The 23,711-nt window shown below is 54.1% G+C and carries 21 protein-coding genes; 7 read left to right on the forward strand and 14 right to left on the reverse strand.

Annotation, left to right across the window (positions count from 1 at the left end; genetic code table 11):
- Positions 1-160 precede the first annotated feature (160 nt).
- From kdsA to hemA, 6 genes are all read right to left on the reverse strand, one after another.
- On the reverse strand, positions 161-1,015 hold the full coding sequence (gene kdsA, locus LC431_RS24030) for a 3-deoxy-8-phosphooctulonate synthase (RefSeq protein ID WP_015689950.1): 855 nt from the start codon (positions 1,013-1,015) through the stop codon (positions 161-163).
- Between the two features lie 95 nt (positions 1,016-1,110).
- On the reverse strand, positions 1,111-1,920 hold the full coding sequence (sirB1, locus tag LC431_RS24035; protein ID WP_013575584.1) for an invasion regulator SirB1: 810 nt from the start codon (positions 1,918-1,920) through the stop codon (positions 1,111-1,113).
- Positions 1,921-1,922: 2 nt separating this feature from the next.
- A complete protein-coding gene (locus LC431_RS24040; protein WP_037034064.1) occupies positions 1,923-2,312 on the reverse strand; it encodes a SirB2 family protein in 390 nt (129 codons plus the stop codon).
- Between the two features lie 19 nt (positions 2,313-2,331).
- Positions 2,332-3,201 (reverse strand): peptide chain release factor N(5)-glutamine methyltransferase, encoded by an 870-nt coding sequence (gene prmC, locus LC431_RS24045; RefSeq protein WP_223510393.1) that lies wholly within the window; start codon positions 3,199-3,201, stop codon positions 2,332-2,334.
- Entirely contained in the window at positions 3,201-4,283 is a 1,083-nt protein-coding gene (prfA, locus tag LC431_RS24050) for a peptide chain release factor 1 (RefSeq protein ID WP_013575587.1), read from the reverse strand. The genes prmC and prfA overlap by 1 nt, the downstream gene beginning before the upstream one ends.
- Before the next feature lie 32 nt (positions 4,284-4,315).
- Complete coding sequence (gene hemA, locus LC431_RS24055) at positions 4,316-5,578, reverse strand: glutamyl-tRNA reductase (protein ID WP_013575588.1); 1,263 nt, start codon at positions 5,576-5,578, stop codon at positions 4,316-4,318.
- A gap of 262 nt (positions 5,579-5,840) precedes the next feature.
- On the opposite strand from hemA, the gene lolB reads away from it, so the two are divergent.
- The 3 genes from lolB to prs all read left to right on the forward strand — a co-directional run bounded on the left by lolB (position 5,841) and on the right by prs (position 8,439).
- A complete protein-coding gene (lolB, locus tag LC431_RS24060) occupies positions 5,841-6,464 on the forward strand; it encodes a lipoprotein insertase outer membrane protein LolB (protein ID WP_013575589.1) in 624 nt (207 codons plus the stop codon).
- Between the two features lies 1 nt (position 6,465).
- A complete protein-coding gene (ispE, locus tag LC431_RS24065) occupies positions 6,466-7,329 on the forward strand; it encodes a 4-(cytidine 5'-diphospho)-2-C-methyl-D-erythritol kinase (protein ID WP_013575590.1) in 864 nt (287 codons plus the stop codon).
- Positions 7,330-7,491: 162 nt separating this feature from the next.
- On the forward strand, positions 7,492-8,439 hold the full coding sequence (gene prs, locus LC431_RS24070; RefSeq protein WP_013575591.1) for a ribose-phosphate diphosphokinase: 948 nt from the start codon (positions 7,492-7,494) through the stop codon (positions 8,437-8,439).
- Positions 8,440-8,561: 122 nt separating this feature from the next.
- Here the strand turns inward: prs and ychH are convergent, their stop codons facing one another.
- On the reverse strand, positions 8,562-8,840 hold the full coding sequence (gene ychH, locus LC431_RS24075; protein ID WP_013575592.1) for a stress-induced protein YchH: 279 nt from the start codon (positions 8,838-8,840) through the stop codon (positions 8,562-8,564).
- A gap of 292 nt (positions 8,841-9,132) precedes the next feature.
- On the opposite strand from ychH, the gene pth reads away from it, so the two are divergent.
- Entirely contained in the window at positions 9,133-9,723 is a 591-nt protein-coding gene (gene pth / locus LC431_RS24080; RefSeq protein ID WP_037034067.1) for an aminoacyl-tRNA hydrolase, read from the forward strand.
- A gap of 91 nt (positions 9,724-9,814) precedes the next feature.
- Here pth and LC431_RS24085 read toward each other — a convergent pair whose 3' ends face one another.
- The 5 genes from LC431_RS24085 to LC431_RS24105 form a co-directional block, all read right to left on the reverse strand.
- Positions 9,815-11,719, reverse strand: coding sequence for a heavy metal translocating P-type ATPase (locus LC431_RS24085; protein WP_121019324.1), 1,905 nt, complete (start codon positions 11,717-11,719; stop codon positions 9,815-9,817).
- A gap of 11 nt (positions 11,720-11,730) precedes the next feature.
- Positions 11,731-12,774 (reverse strand): protease modulator HflK, encoded by a 1,044-nt coding sequence (hflK, locus tag LC431_RS24090; RefSeq protein ID WP_037034069.1) that lies wholly within the window; start codon positions 12,772-12,774, stop codon positions 11,731-11,733.
- Positions 12,771-13,805: a protease modulator HflC gene (gene hflC / locus LC431_RS24095; RefSeq protein WP_119261662.1), complete on the reverse strand. Its 1,035-nt coding sequence runs from the start codon at positions 13,803-13,805 to the stop codon at positions 12,771-12,773. The genes hflK and hflC overlap by 4 nt, the downstream gene beginning before the upstream one ends.
- Entirely contained in the window at positions 13,802-15,760 is a 1,959-nt protein-coding gene (locus LC431_RS24100; protein WP_223510394.1) for an SPFH domain-containing protein, read from the reverse strand. The genes hflC and LC431_RS24100 overlap by 4 nt, the downstream gene beginning before the upstream one ends.
- 212 nt (positions 15,761-15,972) lie before the next feature.
- Complete coding sequence (locus LC431_RS24105; protein WP_119261664.1) at positions 15,973-17,454, reverse strand: SulP family inorganic anion transporter; 1,482 nt, start codon at positions 17,452-17,454, stop codon at positions 15,973-15,975.
- A 218-nt stretch (positions 17,455-17,672) separates the two neighbouring features.
- Here LC431_RS24105 and ychF point away from each other — a divergent pair, with 218 nt between their 5' ends.
- The 3 genes from ychF to LC431_RS24120 all read left to right on the forward strand — a co-directional run bounded on the left by ychF (position 17,673) and on the right by LC431_RS24120 (position 21,703).
- Positions 17,673-18,764 (forward strand): redox-regulated ATPase YchF, encoded by a 1,092-nt coding sequence (gene ychF / locus LC431_RS24110; protein WP_112198685.1) that lies wholly within the window; start codon positions 17,673-17,675, stop codon positions 18,762-18,764.
- Between the two features lie 173 nt (positions 18,765-18,937).
- The gene (gene yajD / locus LC431_RS24115) at positions 18,938-19,285 is read left to right on the forward strand and encodes an HNH nuclease YajD (RefSeq protein ID WP_013575600.1); all 348 of its coding nucleotides are present in this window, start codon (positions 18,938-18,940) and stop codon (positions 19,283-19,285) included.
- A gap of 210 nt (positions 19,286-19,495) precedes the next feature.
- A complete protein-coding gene (locus LC431_RS24120; protein ID WP_223510395.1) occupies positions 19,496-21,703 on the forward strand; it encodes a TonB-dependent siderophore receptor in 2,208 nt (735 codons plus the stop codon).
- 74 nt (positions 21,704-21,777) lie between these two features.
- Here the strand turns inward: LC431_RS24120 and LC431_RS24125 are convergent, their stop codons facing one another.
- Both LC431_RS24125 and LC431_RS24130 read right to left on the reverse strand, forming a co-directional pair.
- Entirely contained in the window at positions 21,778-22,962 is a 1,185-nt protein-coding gene (locus LC431_RS24125; protein ID WP_112152452.1) for a cell wall metabolism sensor histidine kinase WalK, read from the reverse strand.
- Complete coding sequence (locus LC431_RS24130; protein WP_013575603.1) at positions 22,959-23,657, reverse strand: response regulator; 699 nt, start codon at positions 23,655-23,657, stop codon at positions 22,959-22,961. Before LC431_RS24130 ends, LC431_RS24125 begins: the two co-directional genes overlap by 4 nt.
- Positions 23,658-23,711 lie beyond the last annotated feature (54 nt).

Below are 23,711 nucleotides of genomic sequence, written 5' to 3' on the forward strand. Positions count from 1 at the left end.
GCAACGCAGCGATGCTAAAACTGCCCTCGAGACGTGAGCGTGAATATGTCAGGGAAGTGAGAGAAAAAAGGTCGAAATATCCCTTAAAAAACAATGCCGGTCACCTTAAGTGACCGGCATTAACCCGGAGGTCGCCTTTGTTTTATCTGAATAGGTCAGATTACTTGCTGGTATCGAGCGCCGGGAAGCTTTTCACCAGATCGTCGATGGCTTTCATCTGAACCAGGAACGGTTCCAGTTTATCAAGCGGCAAGGCTGACGGACCGTCGCATTTCGCGTGAGCAGGATCTTCGTGCGCTTCGATAAACAGACCGGCGATACCTACCGCCATACCGGCACGAGCCAGTTCAGCAACCTGAGCACGACGACCGCCAGAAGCAGCGCCGAAAGGATCACGGGTTTGCAGTGCGTGAGTCACGTCGAAAATCACCGGATGACCGCCCGTAGCATTGATCATCACATTCATGCCCAGCATGTCGACAACCAGATTGTCATAACCGAAGTTACTGCCGCGATCGCACAGAATCACCTGATCGTTGCCGCCTTCTTTAAATTTGTCGACGATGTTGCCCATCTGACCGGGGCTGACGAACTGTGGTTTTTTCACGTTAATTACTGCGCCGGTTTTCGCCATGGCTTCAACCAGATCGGTCTGACGCGCCAGGAATGCAGGTAACTGGATCACATCAACCACTTCAGATACAGGCTGCGCCTGCCAGGATTCATGCACATCGGTGATGATTTTCACGCCGAATGCTTTTTTCAGCTCCTGGAAAATTTTCATACCTTCATCCAGGCCCGGACCACGGTAGGAATGAATAGATGAGCGGTTGGCTTTATCGAAAGACGCCTTGAACACGTAAGGAATGCCGAGTTTCTGCGTCACTGTGACGTAATGCTCGCACACACGCATCGCCATATCGCGCGATTCCAGTACATTCATCCCGCCGAACAATACAAACGGCAGATCGTTGGCGACTTTGATGTCCTGAATGCTAACCACTTTATGTTTCATGCTTTGGCCTTTTTAGTGATAAATCTTTCACCCGAAAATAACATAACTCATTGTTCTGTCATAACTTTGCGGATGTGACGTAAGGTAAGTATAAATTAGTGCAACGTAACTTGTTTGTGCTCAATCGAATGGATCTGCACTTTAATCACTTCTGAAATCGGGTCTTCCGGACACTGCTCAACAAAATAATTGAGATCAGAAATCGCCACATGGTCGCATTCCAGCTGAGCATAAATCAGCCCGCGATCGCGGATTTCATAGGGGTCTTCCGGGTCAAACTGCAATACCGTTTCACTGGCGCGCAGAGCCAGTTCGAACTGTTTTTCTTCCATCAGCGCGGCTTTCAGCGTATCAAGCATTTTGCGGACGATCAGCGTGTTTTCCGCTTCTTCCAGATCGTCATCTTCTATTTCCGCCATTACGCCCAGATTGCCTTTCAGCCATACGCTGAGCATATGCTCATTGAGCGTATCTCCGTTGATCGGATTAAGCAGCCACATTTCTTCGTCGAGCCAGTCAGCACGCAAGATAAGCTGAGTGGGGAAAATCACCGGCATCAGCGGCAAACTCAGTTCATGGGCAATGTGCAGAAAAATCACCCCCAGTGAAACCGGTGTGCCCTGACGCGAAGACAGCACTTTGTCGATCCAGATAGCATCAGACAGACGATAAACGCCGCCAGCGCCACCAAAACCCCAGGTGCGGTAAAACAGTTCAATCAACACTTCGAGCTGCTGATCCTGATCAAGCTCTTCAGGAACGACACGGCGGGCTTCATCGACCAGTGACTGTAACTGGTGGCGTACGTCGTCCGCATTGAAATCGAAACGCACGGCTTCCGTTACTTTGATCACCCCGGTACTGAGCCGGGCGGTGTTAAATTCAAAATCAGCAAGGGTACTCATAGTTATCCCATTAGCAGCGGTATTTTCGTCAGCGCCAGTTTAAGAATCAGATACAGGCAAGCGAGCGCCAGAATAAAGGCCAGCCAGCGGATGTTCTGACTGACTGGTCGCTTGCTCAGAGCCACAAAACCCAGCGCGATATAGATAATAACGCCAAAAATCTTTTCGGTCAGCCAGGTTCCCTGAGGGCTGAACGGATAAAAGTGTGTGATGAAGATAAGCGAAATACCACTTAATAACAGCACTGTATCCACAATATGGGGAACAGTCTTCACCCAGCGTTTCTGCATCATAGCAGAACCTGCCCATTTCCAAAAAAATCGTAAAACAAACAATGCAATACTCAGGGTTATAGTGAGCAGATGCAGATTCTTGATCCAGACATATGCCATTGTCCGTTTCCTTTGAAATTTAAATTCTAACCAATTGATTTTCTTCTGATCCGTGTAGCGGCTCCCACTGCCCGAGGCTGACACGATCGTTATCGCCATAATCTTTTACCGTCGCGATATGCTGATAACCGGCATCGCGCAATAACGCCTGCACGTCAGTCGCCTGCTGCCAGCCATGTTCGAGCAGTAACCAGCCGCCTTTGTGAAGATACGCGGGTGCCGCCTGAATAATATGCGCCAGATCAGCCAGACCGGCATTTTCTGCCACCAGCGCGCTGGCGGGCTCAAAATGTACATCACCCTTCGCCAGGTGCGGATCGGCGGCATCGATATACGGCGGATTACTGGCTATCAGCGCGAAACGTTCACCGGCTACCGGTGAAAACCAACTGCCCGGCAAAAATCGCGCATTCAGGATATTCAGCTTTTGCGCGTTGTGTTGGGCGAGGCGTACAGCATCCGGTTGCAGATCGACACCGGTAACCTTGCAATCCGGGCGTTCACTGGCCAGCGCCAGTGCAATCGCACCGGTTCCTGTGCCGAGATCCAGTATGCTGACGGGTTGAGAAGGCAGACGGATCAACGCCTGTTCCACCAGGCATTCGGTATCAGGACGGGGAATTAATGTCGCGGGAGAAACAGACAGTGGCAGCGACCAGAATTCTCGCTCGCCGGTCAGATAGGCAACCGGTTCGCCCTGCTCACGTCGCGCAAGCAGAATTTCCAGTTGTTGAAGTTGTCCGGCTGTCAGCAGCGTTTCGCCAAAAGCCATAATAAAAGTTCTTGCCCGGCCGGTCACAAAACCAAGCAAGATTTCAGCATCCCGCTTCGGGCTTTCACCCGCAGCAAGACGGCGGGTGGCATCACGCAGCCAGGACTGAAAATCCATCAGTCCTGCTCAGATAGCGCGGCGAGTTGATCGGCCTGATATTCCTGCACGATCGGCTGGATCAGACTGTCCAGTTTACCTTCCATCACTTCATCCAGACGGTAAATCGTCAGGTTGATGCGGTGATCGGTAACACGCCCCTGCGGGAAGTTGTAGGTACGGTTGCGATCAGAACGGTCGCCACTGCCGAGCAGGTTACGGCGCGTCGAGGCTTCTTCTGCCTGACGTTTTGCCACTTCCGCAGCACGGATACGCGCGCCCAGCACGGACATCGCTTTGGCTTTGTTTTTGTGCTGTGAACGTTCATCCTGACATTCCACCACGATACCGGTTGGAATGTGGGTAATTCGAATCGCGGAATCCGTGGTGTTAACGTGCTGTCCGCCAGCGCCGGATGAGCGGAAAGTATCAATGCGCAAATCGCCGGCGTTGATTTCCGGCAGCTCGGCTTCCGGAATTTCCGGCATCACGGCAACGGTACAGGCGGAGGTATGAATACGCCCCTGAGATTCGGTTTCCGGTACACGCTGAACGCGGTGGCCGCCTGACTCAAATTTGAACTGGCCGTAAGCGCCCTCACCACTGATTTTGGCGATCACTTCTTTATAACCGCCGTGTTCGCCTTCGCTGGCGCTCACGATCTCTACACGCCAGCGACGCATTTCGGCGTAGCGGCTGTACATACGGAATAAATCACCGGCGAAAATAGCCGCCTCGTCACCGCCGGTTCCTGCACGAATTTCCAGGAAACAACCGCGTTCATCGTCCGGATCTTTTGGCAGTAACAGAACCTGTAACTTTTCTTCGAGTTCTTCGATATTGGCTTTGCACTCTTTGATCTCATCCTGCGCCATTTCGCGCATCTCAGGATCGTCGAGCATCATCTCAGCAGTTTCTAAATCTTCCTGTGCCTGACGCCAGGCAAGAAAACATTCAGAAACAGCCGTTAACTGTGAATATTCGCGGGAAAGACTGCGGAATTTATCCTGATCGGCAATGACGCCGGCATCGCCAAGCATCGCCTGCACTTCTTCGTGGCGCTCTTGTAACGCTTCCAGTTTGGCAACAATAGAAGGCTTCATGCGTGGTGTTTAACCCTGTGAGAAAAGGAGAACTATTGCTGACCCAGCCCGAGGCTGTCGCGTAAAATTTGCAAACGCTCCACATCACCGTCGCTGGCTGCCTGTTGCAGAGAACGGGTTGGTGCGTGAATAAGGCGGTTTGTCAATTTGTGGGCTAATTCATGGATCACCGCTTCGACGTCAGCGCCCTGCGCAATGGCGGCAAGAGCTTTTGCTTGTGCGTCGGCGCGAATAATATCAGCACGCGAGCGATAATCACGAATAATTTCAACGGCTCCCTGCGAACGCAGCCAGGCCATGAAGTTTGAACTCTCCTGCTCAACGATAGTTTCAGCCTGAATGGCCGCCGCTTTGCGTTGTGCAAGATTGTTTTGAATGATGCTGTGCAGGTCATCGACGCTGTACAGATAGGCGTTCGCCAGTTTGCCGACTTCCGGTTCGATATCACGCGGAACGGCAATATCCACCATCAGCATCGGCTGGTTACGGCGGGCTTTTAACGCGCGCTCGACCATGCCTTTACCAATAATCGGCAGCGGGCTGGCGGTAGAACTGATAATAATGTCCGCTTCAGCGAGGCGGGAATCGATATCCTGCAGACTGATCACTTCTGCGTTCACTTCCGTCGCCAGCACCTGCGCACGTTCACGCGTACGGTTGGCAATCATCATGTGGCGGACATTATGCTGATGCAGATGACGCGCCACCAGTTCGATGGTTTCACCCGCACCGACCAGCAAGACGGTTAGCTCAGAAAGGGATTCGAAAATCTGGCGTGCCAGAGTACAGGCCGCAAACGCAACAGAAACGGCGCTGGCGCCAATATCAGTTTCAGTACGCACACGCTTGGCCACGGAGAAAGATTTCTGGAACAGACGCTCCAGTTCACCGGAAACCGCCCGTCCGTTTTGCGATTCGGCGAAGGCTTTTTTAACCTGCCCCAAAATCTGCGGCTCGCCTAACACCAGTGAATCCAGTCCACTCGCCACGCGCATCAGATGGCTGACGGCTTCATTATCATGATGCCAGTACAGGCTTTTGCGCACTTCATCTTCACTCAGATGATGGTAATCGCATAACCACTTAACCAGTTGCTCCTGCAGGTTTTCCTGTTGCTCAACGCTCAGATACAGCTCAGTGCGGTTGCAGGTAGACAACACGACACCGCCCTGCACCAGCGGTTGCTGGAGCAGACTGGAGAGCGCCTGATCGAGGGTCTCGGGTGAAAATGTTACCCGTTCACGCAGAGACACCGGGGCGGTTTTGTGGTTGATACCTAATGCAAGCAGGGTCATAGGGAGAGCGATTATCGGCTTATACTTTATAATAGTATGGGTTTACGTCTGTTGGGCATTCTACAAGATGCGCGAGATCAATAAAAGGCGAACAGCATCTTCGGTTAAATCCTTTTACACATCAGCATTGTCCCAAAACCTTTCAATCGCCGATCATCTGCACAGGGTTGAGATCACCCCTCGCGCGGGCTGTGCTAAACTGACGCACGCCACATTTGCCCTGGCATCCCATTTCGCCAAAGCACAAAGGATTTTATCTGTTATGCCAATGCGTAAAGCACACTTTGTTCGCCTTCTTCCTCTTGCAAGCTTAGTCCTTGCCGCCTGTTCGATTAACGCGCCGAAAGGCCCGGCGACCAGCCCGACTTCACCGCAGTGGCGTGAACACGAAGCTCAGGTTAAACAACTCGAGCATTATCAGACCCGCGGTTCTTTCGCTTATCTTTCCGATAAACAGAAAGTCTATGCCCGCTTCTTCTGGCAACAATATTCCCCTGACAGCTACCGTTTATTGCTGACCAATCCGCTGGGCAGCACGGAAATGGAATTAAAAGTGCAAAGCGGTATTGCGCAGTTGACCAACAATGAAGGCAAGCATTACACCAGTGATAATCCGGATGACATGATCCAGAAACTGACCGGTATGTCGATTCCGCTGGCTAATCTGCGTTTGTGGATGCTCGGTTTGCCGGGTGACGGCACCGATTTCACCCTCGACAGTCAGTACCGCCTGTCACAAGTTAAGTTCACGCAGAACGGAAAACCAGGCACCGTGGTGTATCAGAGCTATGACGAGGATGCCAAACCGTCCCTGCCGCAGCGTCTGGAAATGACCCAGGGAGAACAGCGTATCAAGCTGAAAATGGATAACTGGACGCTAAACTGAGATGACGCAGCAATGGTGGCCTTCTCCGGCTAAACTCAATTTGTTCCTTTATATCACCGGCCAGCGCCCGAATGGCTACCATGATCTGCAGACACTGTTTCAGTTTGTGGATTACGGTGACAGCCTGAGTTTTAAAGTCCGCGACGACGGCGATATCGTGCTGACCACGCCAGTTGAAGGCGTTGCAGATGACGAGAATCTGGTGGTACGCGCCGCCCGTCTTCTGCAACAGCACGCGGGCACGTCTCAGGGGGCAGACATTACCTTGCAAAAACGAATTCCAATGGGCGGCGGTCTGGGCGGCGGTTCTTCCAACGCCGCCACTGTGCTGGTGGCACTGAATGCGATATGGAATTGCGGCCTTTCTGATACCGAACTGGCTCAGATGGGTGTGACGCTGGGCGCGGATGTGCCGGTCTTTGTGATGGGCCATGCTGCTTTTGCTGAAGGGATTGGCGAGATTTTGCAGCCGGTCGAACCGGCGGAAAAATGGTATCTGATCGCCCATCCGGGTGTCAGCATTGCGACGCCGGTGATTTTCAGCGATCCGCAACTGACCAGAAATACACCAAAACGCACTGTAAATGTGCTTTTAGACACGCCTTACGCAAATGATTGCGAACCGATTGCGAGAAAACGTTTTTACGAGGTTGAACAGCTACTTTCTTGGCTGTTAGAATACGCGCCGTCGCGACTGACCGGAACGGGTGCCTGTGTGTTTGCGGAATTCGACACCGAGTCTGCCGCCCGTCAGGTTTTAGACAAAACACCATCGTGGAGTCGGAGTTTTGTCGCACAAGGTGTTAATATCTCGCCGTTGCACCGTTTTCGTGACGTCTGGTTGAGAACTGCGGGCAAAGCGTAGAGAGTCACGGTAGTTTTGTGTCTGTTCTTTGCCAGCCAATTATTCAACAGATTTAAGTAGTAAGATTTAGAAGTATCGTGAGCATAATGCTTTGGTACCGCTCACCGCCCGGTGGTGCCAAAAGCCAATGTCTTCCCTGGACGCAAGCCTGAGGTTCTTCTCGTGCCTGATATGAAGCTTTTTGCTGGTAACGCCACCCCGGAACTAGCACAACGTATTGCCAACCGTTTATACACCAGCCTTGGTGACGCCGCCGTCAGTCGTTTCAGCGACGGTGAAGTAAGCGTGCAAATTAACGAAAATGTACGTGGCGGAGATATTTTCATTATCCAGTCCACCTGCGCGCCTACTAACGATAACCTGATGGAACTGGTCGTAATGGTTGATGCCTTACGCCGCGCCTCCGCTGGTCGTATCACAGCCGTTATTCCTTACTTCGGCTATGCACGTCAGGATCGCCGGGTGCGTTCTGCCCGTGTGCCTATCACCGCTAAAGTTGTTGCTGACTTCCTGTCCAGCGTCGGTGTTGACCGTGTTCTGACTGTAGACCTGCATGCAGAGCAGATTCAGGGCTTCTTCGATGTCCCGGTAGACAACGTGTTCGGCAGCCCTATTCTGCTTGAAGACATGTTGCAACAGAACCTGGAAAACCCGATTGTGGTTTCTCCGGATATCGGCGGTGTTGTTCGTGCCCGTGCTGTGGCAAAACTGCTGAACGATACCGATATGGCTATCATTGATAAACGTCGTCCACGCGCAAACGTTTCTCAGGTGATGCACATTATCGGTGACGTCGCTGGTCGTGACTGCGTACTGGTTGATGACATGATCGATACCGGCGGCACGCTGTGTAAAGCTGCCGAAGCACTGAAAGAACGCGGTGCTAAACGCGTATTCGCGTATGCCACCCACCCGATTTTCTCCGGCAATGCAGTGGAAAACATCAAAAACTCCGTCATCGACGAAGTGATTGTCTGTGACACCATCCCGCTCTCCGCTGAAATCCGTGCACTGAAAAAAGTGCGTACCCTGACCCTGTCAGGCATGCTGGCTGAGGCTATCCGCCGCATCAGCAATGAAGAATCCATTTCTGCGATGTTCGAGCATTAATCATTATGCCCCTGTTTTCAGGGGTATTTTGTTTTGACAGAACCTGAAATGCAAAAACCGTTATCGTGTGAGCGACAACGGTTTTTTTATTACTAAAGAAGCCAGATTACAGCCTGATAAACTCAGGAATGACGGTGTGACTTACCGTTCGTGCAGCGGGAATCAAAATGACGAACCCACCAGTACCTGTCTGCAACACGCTCCTGTCCACCGACTCTGGCTCCCGCCAGCCATAAAATGGCGCCGACGAAGATGCTACCAATTGCGCCATGCGCTAAAAATTGTGGTAACCCCAGTTCAGGCATCTGATTCAGGATGGAATAACCAACACCACCGACCATTGTGAGCAAACCGAGTCCCATCAGGCCATTGCCGATTATTCTTGCGGTTTTACGTTTCATAAGTCACCTCCAGTTGTCGATAGTCTTAGCATCACTGCTGTCTTGTCTTTTCCTGCCTTTAACTATAGACGTCCCATCCGGTTCACTTTGCGGTCACGATCACAGACAGAGAACATTGAATGACAAATCTTTACGTTTTCCAGTCAGATACGTTCGGAAAGTGAATAGTCAGACACGTAAACTATTCAAAATCTGGCACATCAGGCGGGTTTGCCCTGTCTGATATTTGGCACAACCCAAAGTGACAGGTAAACTAGCGCGCTAAACCTCACCGGATAAAGAAGCGAACATCGTGAGCAGCATTAAATTGATCGTTGGACTGGCCAATCCCGGCGCAGAATACGCCCAGACCCGCCATAATGCCGGCGCCTGGTACGTCGACCTTCTCGCCCGCCAGCACAACCAGCAACTGAAAGAAGAAAGTAAGTTTTTTGGTTATACCGCCCGCCTTTCTCTGGCCGGTCAGGACGTCCGTCTGCTGGTGCCGACCACCTTTATGAACCTGAGTGGCAAAGCGGTTCTGGCGATGGCGCAGTTCTATCGCATTGAGCCAGATGAAATTCTGGTCGCGCATGACGAGCTGGATATCCCGCCGGGCATGGCGAAAATCAAGCTGGGTGGGGGTAACGGTGGCCACAACGGCCTGAAAGATATTCAGAGTAAATTCGGTAACAACCCGAACTTCTACCGTCTGCGTATCGGTATCGGGCATCCTGGCGATAAAAGCAAAGTGGTGGGATTTGTGCTCGGCAAGCCGCCAGCCAGTGAACAAAAGCTGATTGACGACGCGATTGATGAGTCGCTGCGCTGTACTGAGTTGCTGATGAAAGAAGGTTTGGAAAAAACCATGCGTCGCCTGCATACCTTCAAAGCTGAGCTTTAACCGCCGCTTTTGACAAGAGTGTTAGCCAGGTGCAAAAGAATCGAGCCTGGCTAACACCTGAAATTTTAGAAATATAACTAACCGACTTTATTTAAAGCGGCTCATCAAAACGCAGCAAACGCCCCGCATTCCCCAGCACCAGCAAAGTGCTGAGATTATGCAGCAACGCGGCAATCAGTATGCCCCCCACGCCTAACCACCCCATCGCGGCCGCCGCCATCACCACCAGCGTCCAGCCCAGCCCGATGAACACATTGATTTTCAGCGTCCTGCGGCAGGCACGGCTCAGTCGAACACAGGTGCCGAGACGGCGTAAGTCGCTGCCGATCAGCACCACGTCGGCGGAGGCGAGCGCGATATCACTGCCGCCCGCCCCCATCGCAATCCCCACCACCCCAGCCTTTAGCGCCAGCGAATCATTAATGCCGTCACCGACCACCATCGGGCGGTAACCCTGCACAATTTCAGCGGAGACCTGATGCAGTTTATCTTCCGGTAAAGCCTGCGACACCACATCACTGATGCCCAGTTCTCCGGCAATACGCTCAGCCACGCTGGCGCGATCGCCGGTCAGCAGCAGTTGTCGCTGCAGGCCAAGCTGACGCAGTTCAGCTAACGCCGTGTGCGCCTCAGGCCGCAATGAATCTGCCAGCAACAGCCAGCCGAGAAAATGCCCGTTCAGCGCCAGACCAACCAGCGGCCCGTCATGTTCAGGTACGACGGTCATCGCGATAGTGTTCTGGCTGAAGAATGCCGGGCGCCCTAACAACGCCTCGCCTTGCGCAGTTTGCGCCCGCACGCCCATACCCTGCTGTTCCGACACGTCTTCCAGCGGTAAGTATTGTTCACGCGGCAGTAACTTAGACAGCGCACGGCTGACCGGATGGCTGCTCGCCGCGCCCAGACTGGCCGCCAGACTGAGCACGGCGTCAGAGGATTGATGCTCGGCCAGCACCGTACGTTGCAGATGCAGTTCACCGTGGGTCAGCGTGCCGGTTTTATCCACTACAATGGCATTCAGATCCGCCAGTTCCTCAAGAAAAGCGGAGCTGCGGATCAGAATGCCGTGACGCGCGGCAACAGCAATACCAGCAATTGCGGTGGCGGGTGCGGAAAGCACCAGCGCACACGGACAGGCCGCTACCAGTACCGCCAGCATGGCGTGAGCATCACGGGTGATAAACCAGGTCGCCGCCGCAATCAGCAAAATCAGCACCAGATATTGCCCGGCGTAACGCTCGAGCAAACGGGTGATCGGCGGTTTGGCATGCTCCGCTTTTTGCATCAACGCAATCACTTTTCCGAGCGTAGCATCCGCACCGGTGCGCGTGACTTCAACGCAAAGCAATCCGTCGAGGTTGATGGCACCGCCGAACACATCATCACCCGCGCAGGCTTCCTGTGGCACCGATTCGCCGGTGATCGGGGCGGTATCGAGACTGGCGCGACCTGATAACACACGGCCATCGGCGGGCAACCGGTCACCGGCGCGCACTTCAATCCGGTCACCGGTTCGCAACCGGTGGTTATCGATTTCCTCAATCTCACCATCGGGCAAAACCCGCCGGGCGCGGCTGCGGGTCAGATGGCTGAGCGCATCGATGGCTTCCTGCGAACCGATAACGCTGCGCTCTTCCAGAATATGACCAAAAATCATAATGCCCGGCAGCAACGCGGCGGTCATCAGGTCTCCTGTGGCCCACGCGCCAAGCATAGCCAGCGCAATCAACTGATCGGTGACGCCGTGCAGGCTGGGGCTGCGCAAACTATAAATTGCCGAGCGCAGCACAGGAACCGCCACCAGCAATGACGCCACGCCAAACAGAATTTGCCCGACATCACTTTGCTGTGGAAACAACCATTGCCAGATCCAGCCGCACAGCAGCAGACCAAACGCCGCCATCGCCAGAAGCAGCTGTACAGCCATGCTTCGCTGTTCATGGCGCGTTAACAGCACGCTTTTCGCTGCCGGTTCTTCAGAAGTAAAAGAAGTCACAGGGCAATACCTCAGGGTTGAGAGGATGGACGGTCTGGCCCCGGCAGGATCAGATGTGCATCGTCATGGGGATCAACGGCAGTGACGCCGCCCGCATGGGCAAGGATTGCCGGCATCCGTTCACGCCACAGACGCCACAGTAATTCAGGTGAATGATCATTCGCCAGTTGCACCACAGTTGCAGTCTCCGTGGAAGCCCGGGCTATCTGTTCGCTGGCTTTGGCATGGGAGACCTGTAAGGTGCGATCTGCCGCCTGAACCGCCTCCTGATGCACACTGGCAGCCTCATTACTCGCGCTGGCGATGTTCTGATCCGCCTGCTGACTGGCTGTCAGTACGGCATTAAACGCCTCAACCGCCGACGGTGGCAGAGAAGACTGCACGTCAACGCGACGGACTTCGATACCGGAGTTGCTGCCTGCAGCTCTCAGGGCGGCGAGTTGCTGATTAATGCCCTGACGTAAATCGCCGCGCAGCCGTTCCCGGCGTTCGGCGATATGGCTGTCGTTACCCACCATTTCCGGCCGCGCGACCAGAATGGTATCCAGATCGCGTGAGGCACAAATCGCCACCGCCGCGTGCTCGGTTAAACGATCCAGGGCCGGTAACACGTGTTCACCCTGCAACACAAACGCCACCGGATCGGTAATCACGTAATACACCTGCACATCCAGCTGAACCACGCCGGAATCACCGGTCAGCAAATACCCCGCGCCCGCGACGGCATCACTTTTCTCGCCGCCGGTATTGGTCCACGCAGGCACAATGTTTTCTCTGAGCAACGCGGTCACGTGATGCTCGATTACCCGGTCAGCGGCAGGTAAAATTTCTACCTGCTCCAGCGGTTCCGGCCACGCAAGCAACAACCCGGCTCCCGCCGTGCGGGAAACCGCACCAAAGCGCATCACCACCGCGCGCTTATCCGGCTCTATCTGCCGCACATTGGAGAACAGCCAGTTCGCGGCGGCAATCAGCGTCATGGCAAACAGCGCCAGACAGGCTATGCGTCCTGCCTGAAACCACGCATTCCCCTGAAAGCGGGACAACGGATTCATGGCCGCGGCCCGTTGCTGGCGGCGGGCAAAGCGGGCGGACCTTCAACCAGTTGCCGGAACGGTGCGGCATCAGTGCGCAGCACCAGCCGGGTGCCCGGCGTGATCACGCTGTTGAGCGTGTCAAGCGAGCGCAACAAATCGTACAATTCGGGGTTACTGGTCCGGGCTTTAGCGTATATCGCCGCGCTCTGAACCTGCGCCTGCGCTTCAATATTGGCTGCGCTGACCGACGCATCGGCCTTAATCACACGGGCATCGCGTTCGGCGGAAGACCGGATTTCAGCCGCCTGACGCTTACCTTCGGCGGACCGCTCGGTGGCAATGGTTTCCCGTTCTGCCCGCATGCGATCCACTGTGGCATCTAACGTCACCGACGGTAATGTCAGCCGTTCAACGCCGACCTGCACCAGTTCAATGCCATAGCTGTCGAGCAACTGGCGGGCTATCTGATCATGCAAATGCTGTTCAAAACCGGAAAGGCGGATTTTACTGGCATCAGTGTTAACCAGATCAGCCAGTGCAAAACCGCTGGTGGTGGTTTCCAGCGCCGAACCAATAAACGTTCGTATCTGCGCGGCGGCCATATCCGGCTGATTTTGTACCGCGCGGATAAAACGCTGCACATGCTGAGGATCGTTTTTCACCTGCCAGACAGTATAAGCCTGAACAATGATCCGCAGACCGTCACGGGTGCCGACATCCTGCAACCCACTGGACGTGGTGCGGATACGTAAATCCACCGGGATCGCGGTCTCCAGCGGCACCGGCAGATGCCATGCCAGCCCCGGTTGCAACAGCACACGCACCGGATTACCAAAGCGCGTGATCACCATCGCTTCGCCGGAACGCACCTGCACCAGACAGGCGGTGGCGGCAATCAGTGCCACCAGTACGATAGCAATCGTAACCCGTCGCCAGAGTCCAGGGGCCGCCGGGCCGGAATGATGATGGTGATGTCCGGCACCGTGATGATGTCCGCCATGTGCATCGTGATCGTGTCCGTGGGCTTCAGGTTGTTGGGAATCATTCACCGGGTAGTCTCCGCGTTGACAGAATGCGCCGCTTTATCCGCTCCGGGCGTAAATGGCAGGGTAAAATTTCTCAGATCCAGCACCGGCGAAGTCCCGCCGCCAATACGGTGATCAACAATCAGAACTTCCGGATGCTGCTGCATCGCCAGAATCAGCTGACTAAAATAACGGTCGGTCAGGAACGACTGTCCGCCAGCCTGATACGCCTGATTTTCTGCGTTAAAGCGCAACGCCATGACCTGTGCCTGATCGAGATTTTCGTGGCTTTGTGCACTGGCGGTATCCTGCGCCAGACGGGCAAATTGCTGTGCCGCATTGAGTTGCTGCGCGGCCTGCCCTTTCTCACCTGCGATGGCGCTTTGTGCCAGAATTTGTGCCGCCTGTACGCTGTGATAAGCATCCGCCGCACCCGCAGGTGGATGGATGGATTCAATCACCGTAGCCAGCAGTTCCACGCCGCTGTTGAGATGATCAAGCTGGCTCTGTACTTTCCGGCCAATATCTGCGGCAAGGCGTGTCTGATCACTTCCCAGCAGGCTGTCGAGCGTACGCGAGGAAAAATCATGCACCAGCACCTGGTTGGCAATACTGCGGATCAGCACCGGCATATTGTCGGTGTGATAGAGGCTCGCCATCGCCGCGCCGTCATTCATGGCGATGCGGTACACAAAGCGGACATCCATATTCATGATTTGAAAACTTTGCCTGTCACGGGTGGCACTGGCGATGATTTGTGATTTATCGCTGCTGTGGCCGGAGTCCCACAGACGGTTTGCGCTTTCAGGCGCCGGGCCTTCGGCGGTATCAGCCACCGTGACCGGTGTGGTGGTGACCGGTTCTTCGGAACCGGTGGTGAGTTCATGTACTTCGCCGTTATCAACCATCAGCGTACGGCCAAATGGCCACGGCAGACCCGCATGTAAACCGGGTTGTCGGACCGCCACCGGTTTGCCGAAGGATTCATAAATTCCGCGCTGGGTCAGCGGCACCTCGCTGATGCCCGTCAGCAGCCAACCGGTCAGCAACAAGATTGCGGCCAGCGGTAACAGTGCACGGCGCATAAAATGAAACGCCCGGATCTGACGAAGATCGATACCAAAATGCTGATGCAGTTCGTTTTGCACAAACTGTAACGGACGCGGCGGCCAGCAAATCTGCGCGGCCAGCAGGCTGCCCGCAATAAACTCCGGCTCTTTATCCTCACGCGGCGGCGAAAACATCGCCATCAGCGCCCGCAGGAAAAGCTCCAGCGCCACCAACCCCGGTAATAATCCGGTGAGCATCAGCAGGTGAGCAGGCCACACCGAAGCCTCACGGGCAAACATCAGGGCTAATGCACTCAGCAAAAACACGCCAATCATCATGCGCATCATCGGTGCGAGCTTTGCCGCTTCCGGCCATTCCAGCGGGTTTTTTAGCGTCCAGTGACGCTCCAGAACCAGTACAGCAAAGGCGCAGAGAATGAATACCGAACCGGCAAAATACCCCGCCTCACCGGCGTCATTGGCCGGTATTGGCAACTGCCATAACACACTGATGAGCACAATTGCGGCAAACGCAGGAAGCGCCTGGAAGAACACATGCGCGTCAACATAACGTAAAACAGGACGCATCCAGGGGCGGGAAATCAGACGTTGGGAAAATCCGGAAGACGCTTCCGGCATGGCGGTTTCAACAGCAGGCGCAAATTGTTGCGTCCGCCAGCGGGAGATACGCCGGGCACATTGCAGGGAGGCAGCGCAAACCCACATCGCCGCCATGATGTTGCCGGTCACCCAGGGCCACACCGATGCCGGAGAGACCAGATACAGCATCAGCAAGATCAGATACATCACGCTGCTGATCACCATAATGGGGTTGATCAGCCCGCTCAGCCAACGCGTGTGGGTGGCGGCAGACTGAAAGCGCAGCTGTTTACTGGCGTTATCCGTCCCGGATACTTTGTCTGTACTCATGTCCGCTCCGGCAGTGGAAAAAATACCCCGCAGCGCAGGCCTGAAGCCAGTTAGTGCGAAGTTGACCGGGCGTAACGGTATAACATTACAGAATTTTCAGCGATATGAATTTGGCCGCTTTTTTGCCCCGAATTGTAAGCATTTATCTTTAAAGGGCCACAAGCGGGTGAATAACGAAAAAAGTGCCGTTTTTAAGCGACACCTTTGAGGTTTCAGAGATTATCTTCAGCCACGTAATATTGCGGATCGTCGAGTTCGTGAGAACAGAATGGCCCGGCTTTTTTGAGCAAACTCACGCAATCATTGCTCAGATGACGCAGGCGAATGGTTTTACCGGCATCGAGATAGCGCGTGGTCAGTTTATCAATCGCCTCCACTCCGCTCGAATCCATGACCCGCGTACCGGCAAAATCCAGCACCACATTTTGCGGATCGTTTTCAGGATTAAACAGCTCGGCAAAGGTCGCGGCAGATCCGAAGAACAGCGGCCCGTCCAGCTTATACACTGCCAGGTCGCCTTTAGTTTTATGCTCGCGCACACGGATACGCGCCTGCTGCCAGGCAAAAACCAGCGCAGAGATAATCACGCCACTGATCACCGCCACGGCAAGATCGGTGAAAATCGTGATGACGGTGACAATCAGCATCACCAGTACATCAGCTTTAGGCATGCGGCGAAGACGGCGCAGCGAACTCCACTCAAAGGTGTTGTAGCAGACAACCAGCATAATGCCCGCCAGCGCCGCGACCGGCAGCAAGCCAATATAACCGGACAAACTGACCACAAACAGGATCAGTAAAATGGCGCCGACTGTACCGGAAATTCGCCCCCGACCGCCGGAGGTGAAATTAATGATCGATTGCCCAATCATCGCGCAACCGGCGAAGCAACCGAACAAACCGCAAATCGTATTCCCCGCGCCCTGCGCAATACTTTCACGGTTGCCGTTGCCCTTCTGATGACCCATTTCATCAAGCACGGTCATCGTCAGCAGCGATTCAATCAGGCCAACCAGCGCTATCACTACCGCATAGGGCAGCACGACTTTCAGCATCTCAACATTGAAAGGCGCAACCGGCAGGCTGAAGTGTGGCAACGCCCCTGAAATATCTGCCAGGTCACCCACGCGCAAGGTGTGCAGGTTAAAACCGATCGCTACGGCCGAAACGACAATCAGCGCTGCCAGCGAAGAAGGAATAATTTTGGTCAGTTTCGGGAACAGCACCACCACCAGAATCGCCAGCAACACCAGTCCGTACATCAGCAGTCCCTGCCCGGCAATCATGTGCAACTGCGCCAGCATAATGACAATTGCCAGCCCGTTCACAAAGCCGTGAACCGCAGGTAACGGCACCAGCCGGATAAATTTCCCGAGGCGGAAAACACCAATCAGAATCTGAATCACCCCGGCAAAAATGGTCGCCCAAAGCACGTATCCCATACCGTGTTGTGCCGCCAGACTCATCAGCACCACCACAATGGATCCCGCTGCACCGGACACCATGCCCGGTTTACCGCCGAACAGTGCCGTCACCAGCCCGATAATAAACGCCGTGTGCAAACCGACAATCGGCGACAATCCGGCAACCAGTGAAAACCCGACCGCTTCGGGGACCATTGATACCGCCACCACAAATCCGGCCAGCGTTTCGTTCTTCATTTCAGACAACTTCAGACCACGCGGATTAAACATAAAACATCCGGTACATTTCCCGATCAGTTAAAAAATTGTGACAAGTATCTAAAAATGAACCAGGCGAGGCAAGGTTTATCCTGTGTACTGACAACAGTGGCGGCCACAAGCGGATCGAGATAAATGCGGTTCTCGTGTATAATGCGGGGAATTGTGGTCATTACATCGTGCGGTTATATTTAATCGTTTGATAATTAAGATATTAAGGTGAGAAAAACATGGGATTCAAATGCGGTATCGTCGGCCTGCCGAACGTCGGTAAATCTACTCTGTTCAATGCGCTGACCAAAGCGGGTATCGAAGCAGCAAACTTCCCGTTCTGCACCATCGAACCGAATACCGGTGTGGTACCAATGCCCGATCCGCGTCTCGACCAGTTGGCCGAGATTGTAAAACCGCAGCGTATCCTGCCAACCACCATGGAATTCGTGGACATCGCGGGTCTGGTCAAAGGCGCATCTAAAGGTGAAGGTCTGGGTAACCAGTTCCTGACTAACATCCGTGAAACTGAAGCCATCGGCCACGTTGTGCGTTGTTTCGAAAACGACAACATCATCCACGTTAACAACAAAGTGGATCCGGCTGATGACATCGAGGTTATCAATACCGAACTGGCATTATCTGACCTCGACACCTGCGAACGCGCGATTCACCGTGTGCAGAAACGTGCCAAAGGCGGTGACAAAGATGCGAAGGCAGAACTGGCCGCACTGGAAAAATGCCTGCCACAGTTGGAAAACGCTGGCATGCTGCGTGCACTGGATCTGACAGAGGAAGACAAAGCGGCCATCCGCTACCTGAGCTTCCTGACGCTGAAACCCACCATGTACATCGCCAACGTTAACGAAGACGGTTTCGAGAACAACCCTTACCTCGACGTCGTACGCAAAATCGCAGAGGCCGAAGGCTCCGTGGTCGTTGCTGTTTGTGCAGCGGTTGAATCTGACATCGCCGAACTCGACGACGCTGACCGTGAAGAATTCATGGCTGAACTGGGCATTGAAGAGCCGGGCCTGAACCGCGTGATCCGCGCCGGTTACGAACTGCTGAACCTGCAAACCTACTTCACCGCTGGCGTGAAAGAAGTTCGTGCATGGACCATCCCTGTCGGCGCAACGGCTCCGCAAGCCGCAGGTAAAATCCACACTGACTTCGAGAAAGGCTTCATCCGCGCACAAACCATCGCGTTCGAAGACTTCATCACCTACAAAGGTGAGCAAGGCGCAAAAGAAGCCGGCAAAATGCGTTCAGAAGGCAAAGACTACATCGTTAAAGATGGCGATGTGATGAACTTCCTGTTCAACGTCTGAACCGAACTTCAGTTTCCGCTCCACACAGAATCCACGCCCTTGCGTGGATTTTTCTTTTTTATCCCCCCCCTAAAATCGCCCTCAGCTCCCTCTTTTATTTCTCCTTCCGCTCTGTTACGGGATATATTAAGGGCACTATCGTAAATTTTCTCTTTGTAACGGGTAACATCTCAATGGCACTGATCCCAAAAAACTACCAGCGTCTGGAAAGCGGATATCGCGAGAAAGCGCTAAAAATCTATCCGTGGGTGTGCGGACGTTGTTCGCGGGAGTTTGTGTATTCAAACCTGCGTGAATTAACGGTTCACCATATCGACCATGATCATACCAATAATCCGGAAGATGGCAGTAACTGGGAGTTGTTGTGCCTGTATTGTCATGACCACGAACACTCGAAGTACACAGAAGCAGATCAGTACGGTTCAACGGTGGTGGCCGGTGAAGATGCGCAAGATGATGTCGGTGCCGCCACCTACAACCCGTTTGCCGATTTACAGGCGATGCTGAATAAGAAGAAATAGGGTCGATTCCGCTCCGCTCCTCCAGCAAAACTAAAAACCCCGGTATTCACCCAAATCCACGCGATGCCGTGGATTTTTTATGATGAACGAGGCGATTTACGCCACATAAGTTAGTCCCCTGATATTTTTCTTGCATCCCAAAACGCCATGCGCATAATCGCAAATTCAAATAATAATGATTCTCAGTCCTTTTTACATTAGGGTTACATTATGCGCGAAAAAATTTCACCCACAGGGTTTAAACCGACCCTGCTGGCACTCTTCGTCAGCGTAAGCTGCATGCCTGCGATGGCGGCCACCGCCCCTGCTCCGGCGACCAGCTCAACGGCGGCGACAGGCGATACCATGACTATCGTCAGTACGCGGGATAATGAATTCAAACCCGGCGGCAATGAGCTGGTTCCGGCCTATCTGGACGGTCAGGTGGCGCATGGTGGTCGCCTCGGCATGCTTGGCGAACAGAAGGCAATGGATGTGCCGTTTAACGTCATCGGCTTCACGTCAAAACTGATTCAGGATCAGCAGGCGCGGACCATTGCTGACGTGGTGCGCAATGATGCCACCGTCCAGAACGTGCAGGGATACGGCAACTTCGCCGAAACCTACCGCATTCGTGGCTTCCAGCTCGATGGCGATGACATGACGTATGGCGGATTGCCGGGCGTGGTGCCGCGTCAGGTGATGGATGCGTCGTTAATCGACCGCGTAGAAATCTTTAAAGGTGCGAACGGATTACTGAACGGCGCGGCGACAAGTGGCGTAGGCGGCATGATCAACCTCGAGCCGAAGCATGCGGATGACGCGCCACTGACCCGTGTCGGCGTGGATTACACCTCCTCTTCTCAGGTTGGTGGCACCCTGGATCTGGGCCGTCGTTTTGGCGATGACAACCAGTTCGGTGTCCGTCTGAATGCCGTTAACCGTGAAGGCGAAACCGGTATTGATGGTGAGAAAAAACGCACCACCGCAGCCTCACTGGGCCTCGATTATCGCGGTGACCGCCTTCGTACCTCTGTGGACATGGGCTATCAAAAGAAAACCTTCCACGACGCCCGTCTTGGCGTGAATATCAGTGGTGTGGATTTCATCCCGGAAGTGCCGTCCAACAGTCACAATTACAGTCAGGACTGGGTATACAGCAATATTGAGTCCGAATTTGGTATGGCCAAAGCGGAATATGATGTGACTGATGACTGGACAGTGTATGGCGGCGTTGGCGCACAGCATTCGCATGAAACCGGCGACTATGCTTCCCCTGCGCTGAAAGATGCTGACGGAACGGCAACGATTGGTCGTCTGGATACCAACCGCATCATCAATAATTTCAGCGGAATGGCGGGAGTTCGCGGCAATTTCGATACCGCCTTCATCACCCACAAGGTGAATTTTGGTTATTCCGCCCTGACTTCACGCAATAATACGGCGTGGCGTATGGCCTACGGTGCCAATGCTGAAAACACCAATATTTATCACACCACGAATGTCCCGAACCCGACACCTAATCTGTCTGGCGGTAATTATGACGACCCGCTGACCACCGGGCGTAACCGGACTCAGGGCTATCTGTTAACCGACACGCTGGGCATCCTGGATGATACCCTGTTGTTCACCGTCGGCGCACGTCATCAGAAAGTGATCGTCCGTAATTACAGCAATGCGACCGGCGCTGAAGACGTGTCATCACGTTACAGCGACAGCCGCTGGATGCCGACGTACGGGGTTGTGTATAAACCGTGGCAGGTGATTTCCCTGTACGCCAACCACACCGAGTCTTTACAGCCGGGCGATGTGGCACCGAATAACGCGAAAAACTACGGTTCAACCACCGGCATTGCCCATTCAAAACAGAACGAAGTGGGTGTAAAAGCGGACTTCGGGCGTGCAGGCGGTTCACTGGCATTATTTGAAATCAAAAAACCGTCAGGCATTTTGGACAGCAATAAATTCTACAATCTGGACGGTGAACAACGTAACCGGGGCGTGGAGCTGAACGTCTTTGGCGAACCGGTGCTGGGCCTGCGTCTCAACGGCAGCGCGACCTGGATTGATCCGGAAATGACCAAAACCGAAGACAACACCTATAACGGTAAAGATGCGATTGGCGTGCCGCGCTACAACCTGGTGCTGGGTGCGGAATATGACATCAAACCGGTTGACGGCCTGACGGCCACCGCGCTGGTGAACCATTCCGGCTCACAGTGGGCAGACTCAGCCAACACGAAGAAAATCGACGCTTATTCCGTTCTGGATCTTGGCGTGCGTTACCGCACCAAAATCAACCAGAATGATATGGTCTGGCGTGCTGGTGTTGATAACGTGACCAATGAAAAATACTGGTCAAATATCGACAGCACCGGAACCTATATTTATCAGGGAAAAACGCGCGCGCTCAAAGTCTCCATGACGTACGACTTCTGATACGGATATAATCTGATACGGATATAAAAAGGGGATGCATTCAGCATCCCCTTTTTTATTGCCGTGCGAATTTTTTATTGGCTGTTTTCCGGCAGCGGTAAACTGACCGTGACCATCAGCCCGCCCTGTGTTTGCTTCGTCGCATGGATCCCCCCGCCGTGCGCTTCACAAATCGCACGGGCGATGGATAAACCCAATCCGCTGCCCCCGGAATGTCGTGCGCGGGAAGAGTCCGCCCGGCTGAAGCGTTCAAACATAACAGGCAGAAAACTGTCATCCACACCCGGACCCTTGTCCCGGAACGTTATGTCATAACCGCCATTGCGGGGCGCGATGGCGATGTCCAGACGCCGTCCTTCCTGCGCATAACGCAGCGCATTTTCCATCAGAATGGTAAATACCTGCCCGAGCCGGAACGGGTCACCGACATAACGGCACGGCGTCTCCGGCGTCAGGGCGATGTCAAAACCGGCTTTCGTCGACTGAGGTTTCAGCCAGGTCATCCGCTCGCGCAGCAGATCTGCCAGATCCAGTTCTGTCTTGCTGAGGTTAAGCTGACCGGCATCCGCCAGCGACAGCAGATGCAGTTCGTCGATCAGACGGTTCAGATGCAAAAGCTGTGTCATCACCATCTGCAACTGCTGCGGCTCCGGGCGGAAAACACCGTCCAGCATGCCCTGTAAACGCCCCACCGCCGCCGTGAGCGGTGAGCGCAGTTCATGCGCCATCGCCACATGGGAGGCCCGCAGCTCACGCTCATAACGCGAAAGTTGCAACATCATGGCGTTAAAATCATCGGTGAACTGAATCAGTTCCGCCGGCGCATTTTTCACCGGCTCAGCCCGCGTATTAAAATCTCCCTGCGTGACCGCACGCGCCACCTGGGCCAGACGGCTGAATTGTGACGAAAGCGGTCGCGCGGCTTTTAATCCCAAAATAGCGATAAACGGCGTCACCACGACGACCAGGATGCCAACCATGATCCAGTCGGCCGAGGCGATGGAGGGATCGGAGTAACGCGCCCCCCAGCCCTGATCGACAATCTCATGAAACCGCGCAAGATTAAGATCCGGATTATCCCGCAGCACGTAAAACTCTGCCCTGAGTGCGGGAGACATATGGTGCAATACCCAAAGATTCTCAATGACAAAACGCAGCCACATGCACAGAGCAATCACAACGACACTGCCGATGGCCAGCGTCAGGATCCGCACACAAATCCAGCGCCACAGGGACTGATAGTGAGAGTGGTGGTTCATGGCTGTCTGAACCGGTAACCGACGCCGCGCACATTAACTAACACGTTAACGATGCCTGCAGATTCGAGTTTTTTACGCAAATTATAGACATGCGTATCGACCACCCTTTCCAGCGCCTCGCTTTCCGGCAGGCAATGCTCCAGCAAATACTGACGTGAGAACGGGCGTGTTGGTGCCCGCATTAATGTGCTCAGTACGCCAAATTCTGTCGGGGTTAGATCAAGATAATGCGGTTCGCCCGAGGCAGAGCTAACCGCCGCCGTCAGCGCCCCGACATCCACGTCGAGACCCTGCCAGCGCAACACAGCAGACGTGTTGTTTTCGTCTGTCGCCACACGACGCAGTACCGCCTGCACCCGCGCCACCACCTCACCGGGGTTGTAAGGTTTGACCACATAATCATCCGCACCGAAGCGCAGCGCGCCAATTTTATCGGGCATGTCGCCCATCGCCGTCACCATAATCACCGGCGTGCTGCTTTCACGCCGCAGCGATGCCAGCACATCAGTGCCGCGCATCCCGGGCAGCATCACATCCAGCAAAATGAGATCCGGCTTCCAGCGCAGCGCATGCTCCAGCCCGGAAACACCGTCACCGGCAATCTGTACGTCATATCCTTCGCGTTTTAAATACGCATCGAGAACGTCTGCCGCATCGGCATCATCTTCAATAATCAGGATCCGCTTTGTTTGCATTGAGTCGCCCTGGCTGTTTCATCATAAATTCCCGGCAGTTTACTGACCCTGCCT

It is taken from the genome of Rahnella sp. GSA61A (assembly GCF_019969905.1).
Taxonomy (GTDB): Bacteria; Pseudomonadota; Gammaproteobacteria; order Enterobacterales; family Enterobacteriaceae; genus Rahnella; species Rahnella aceris.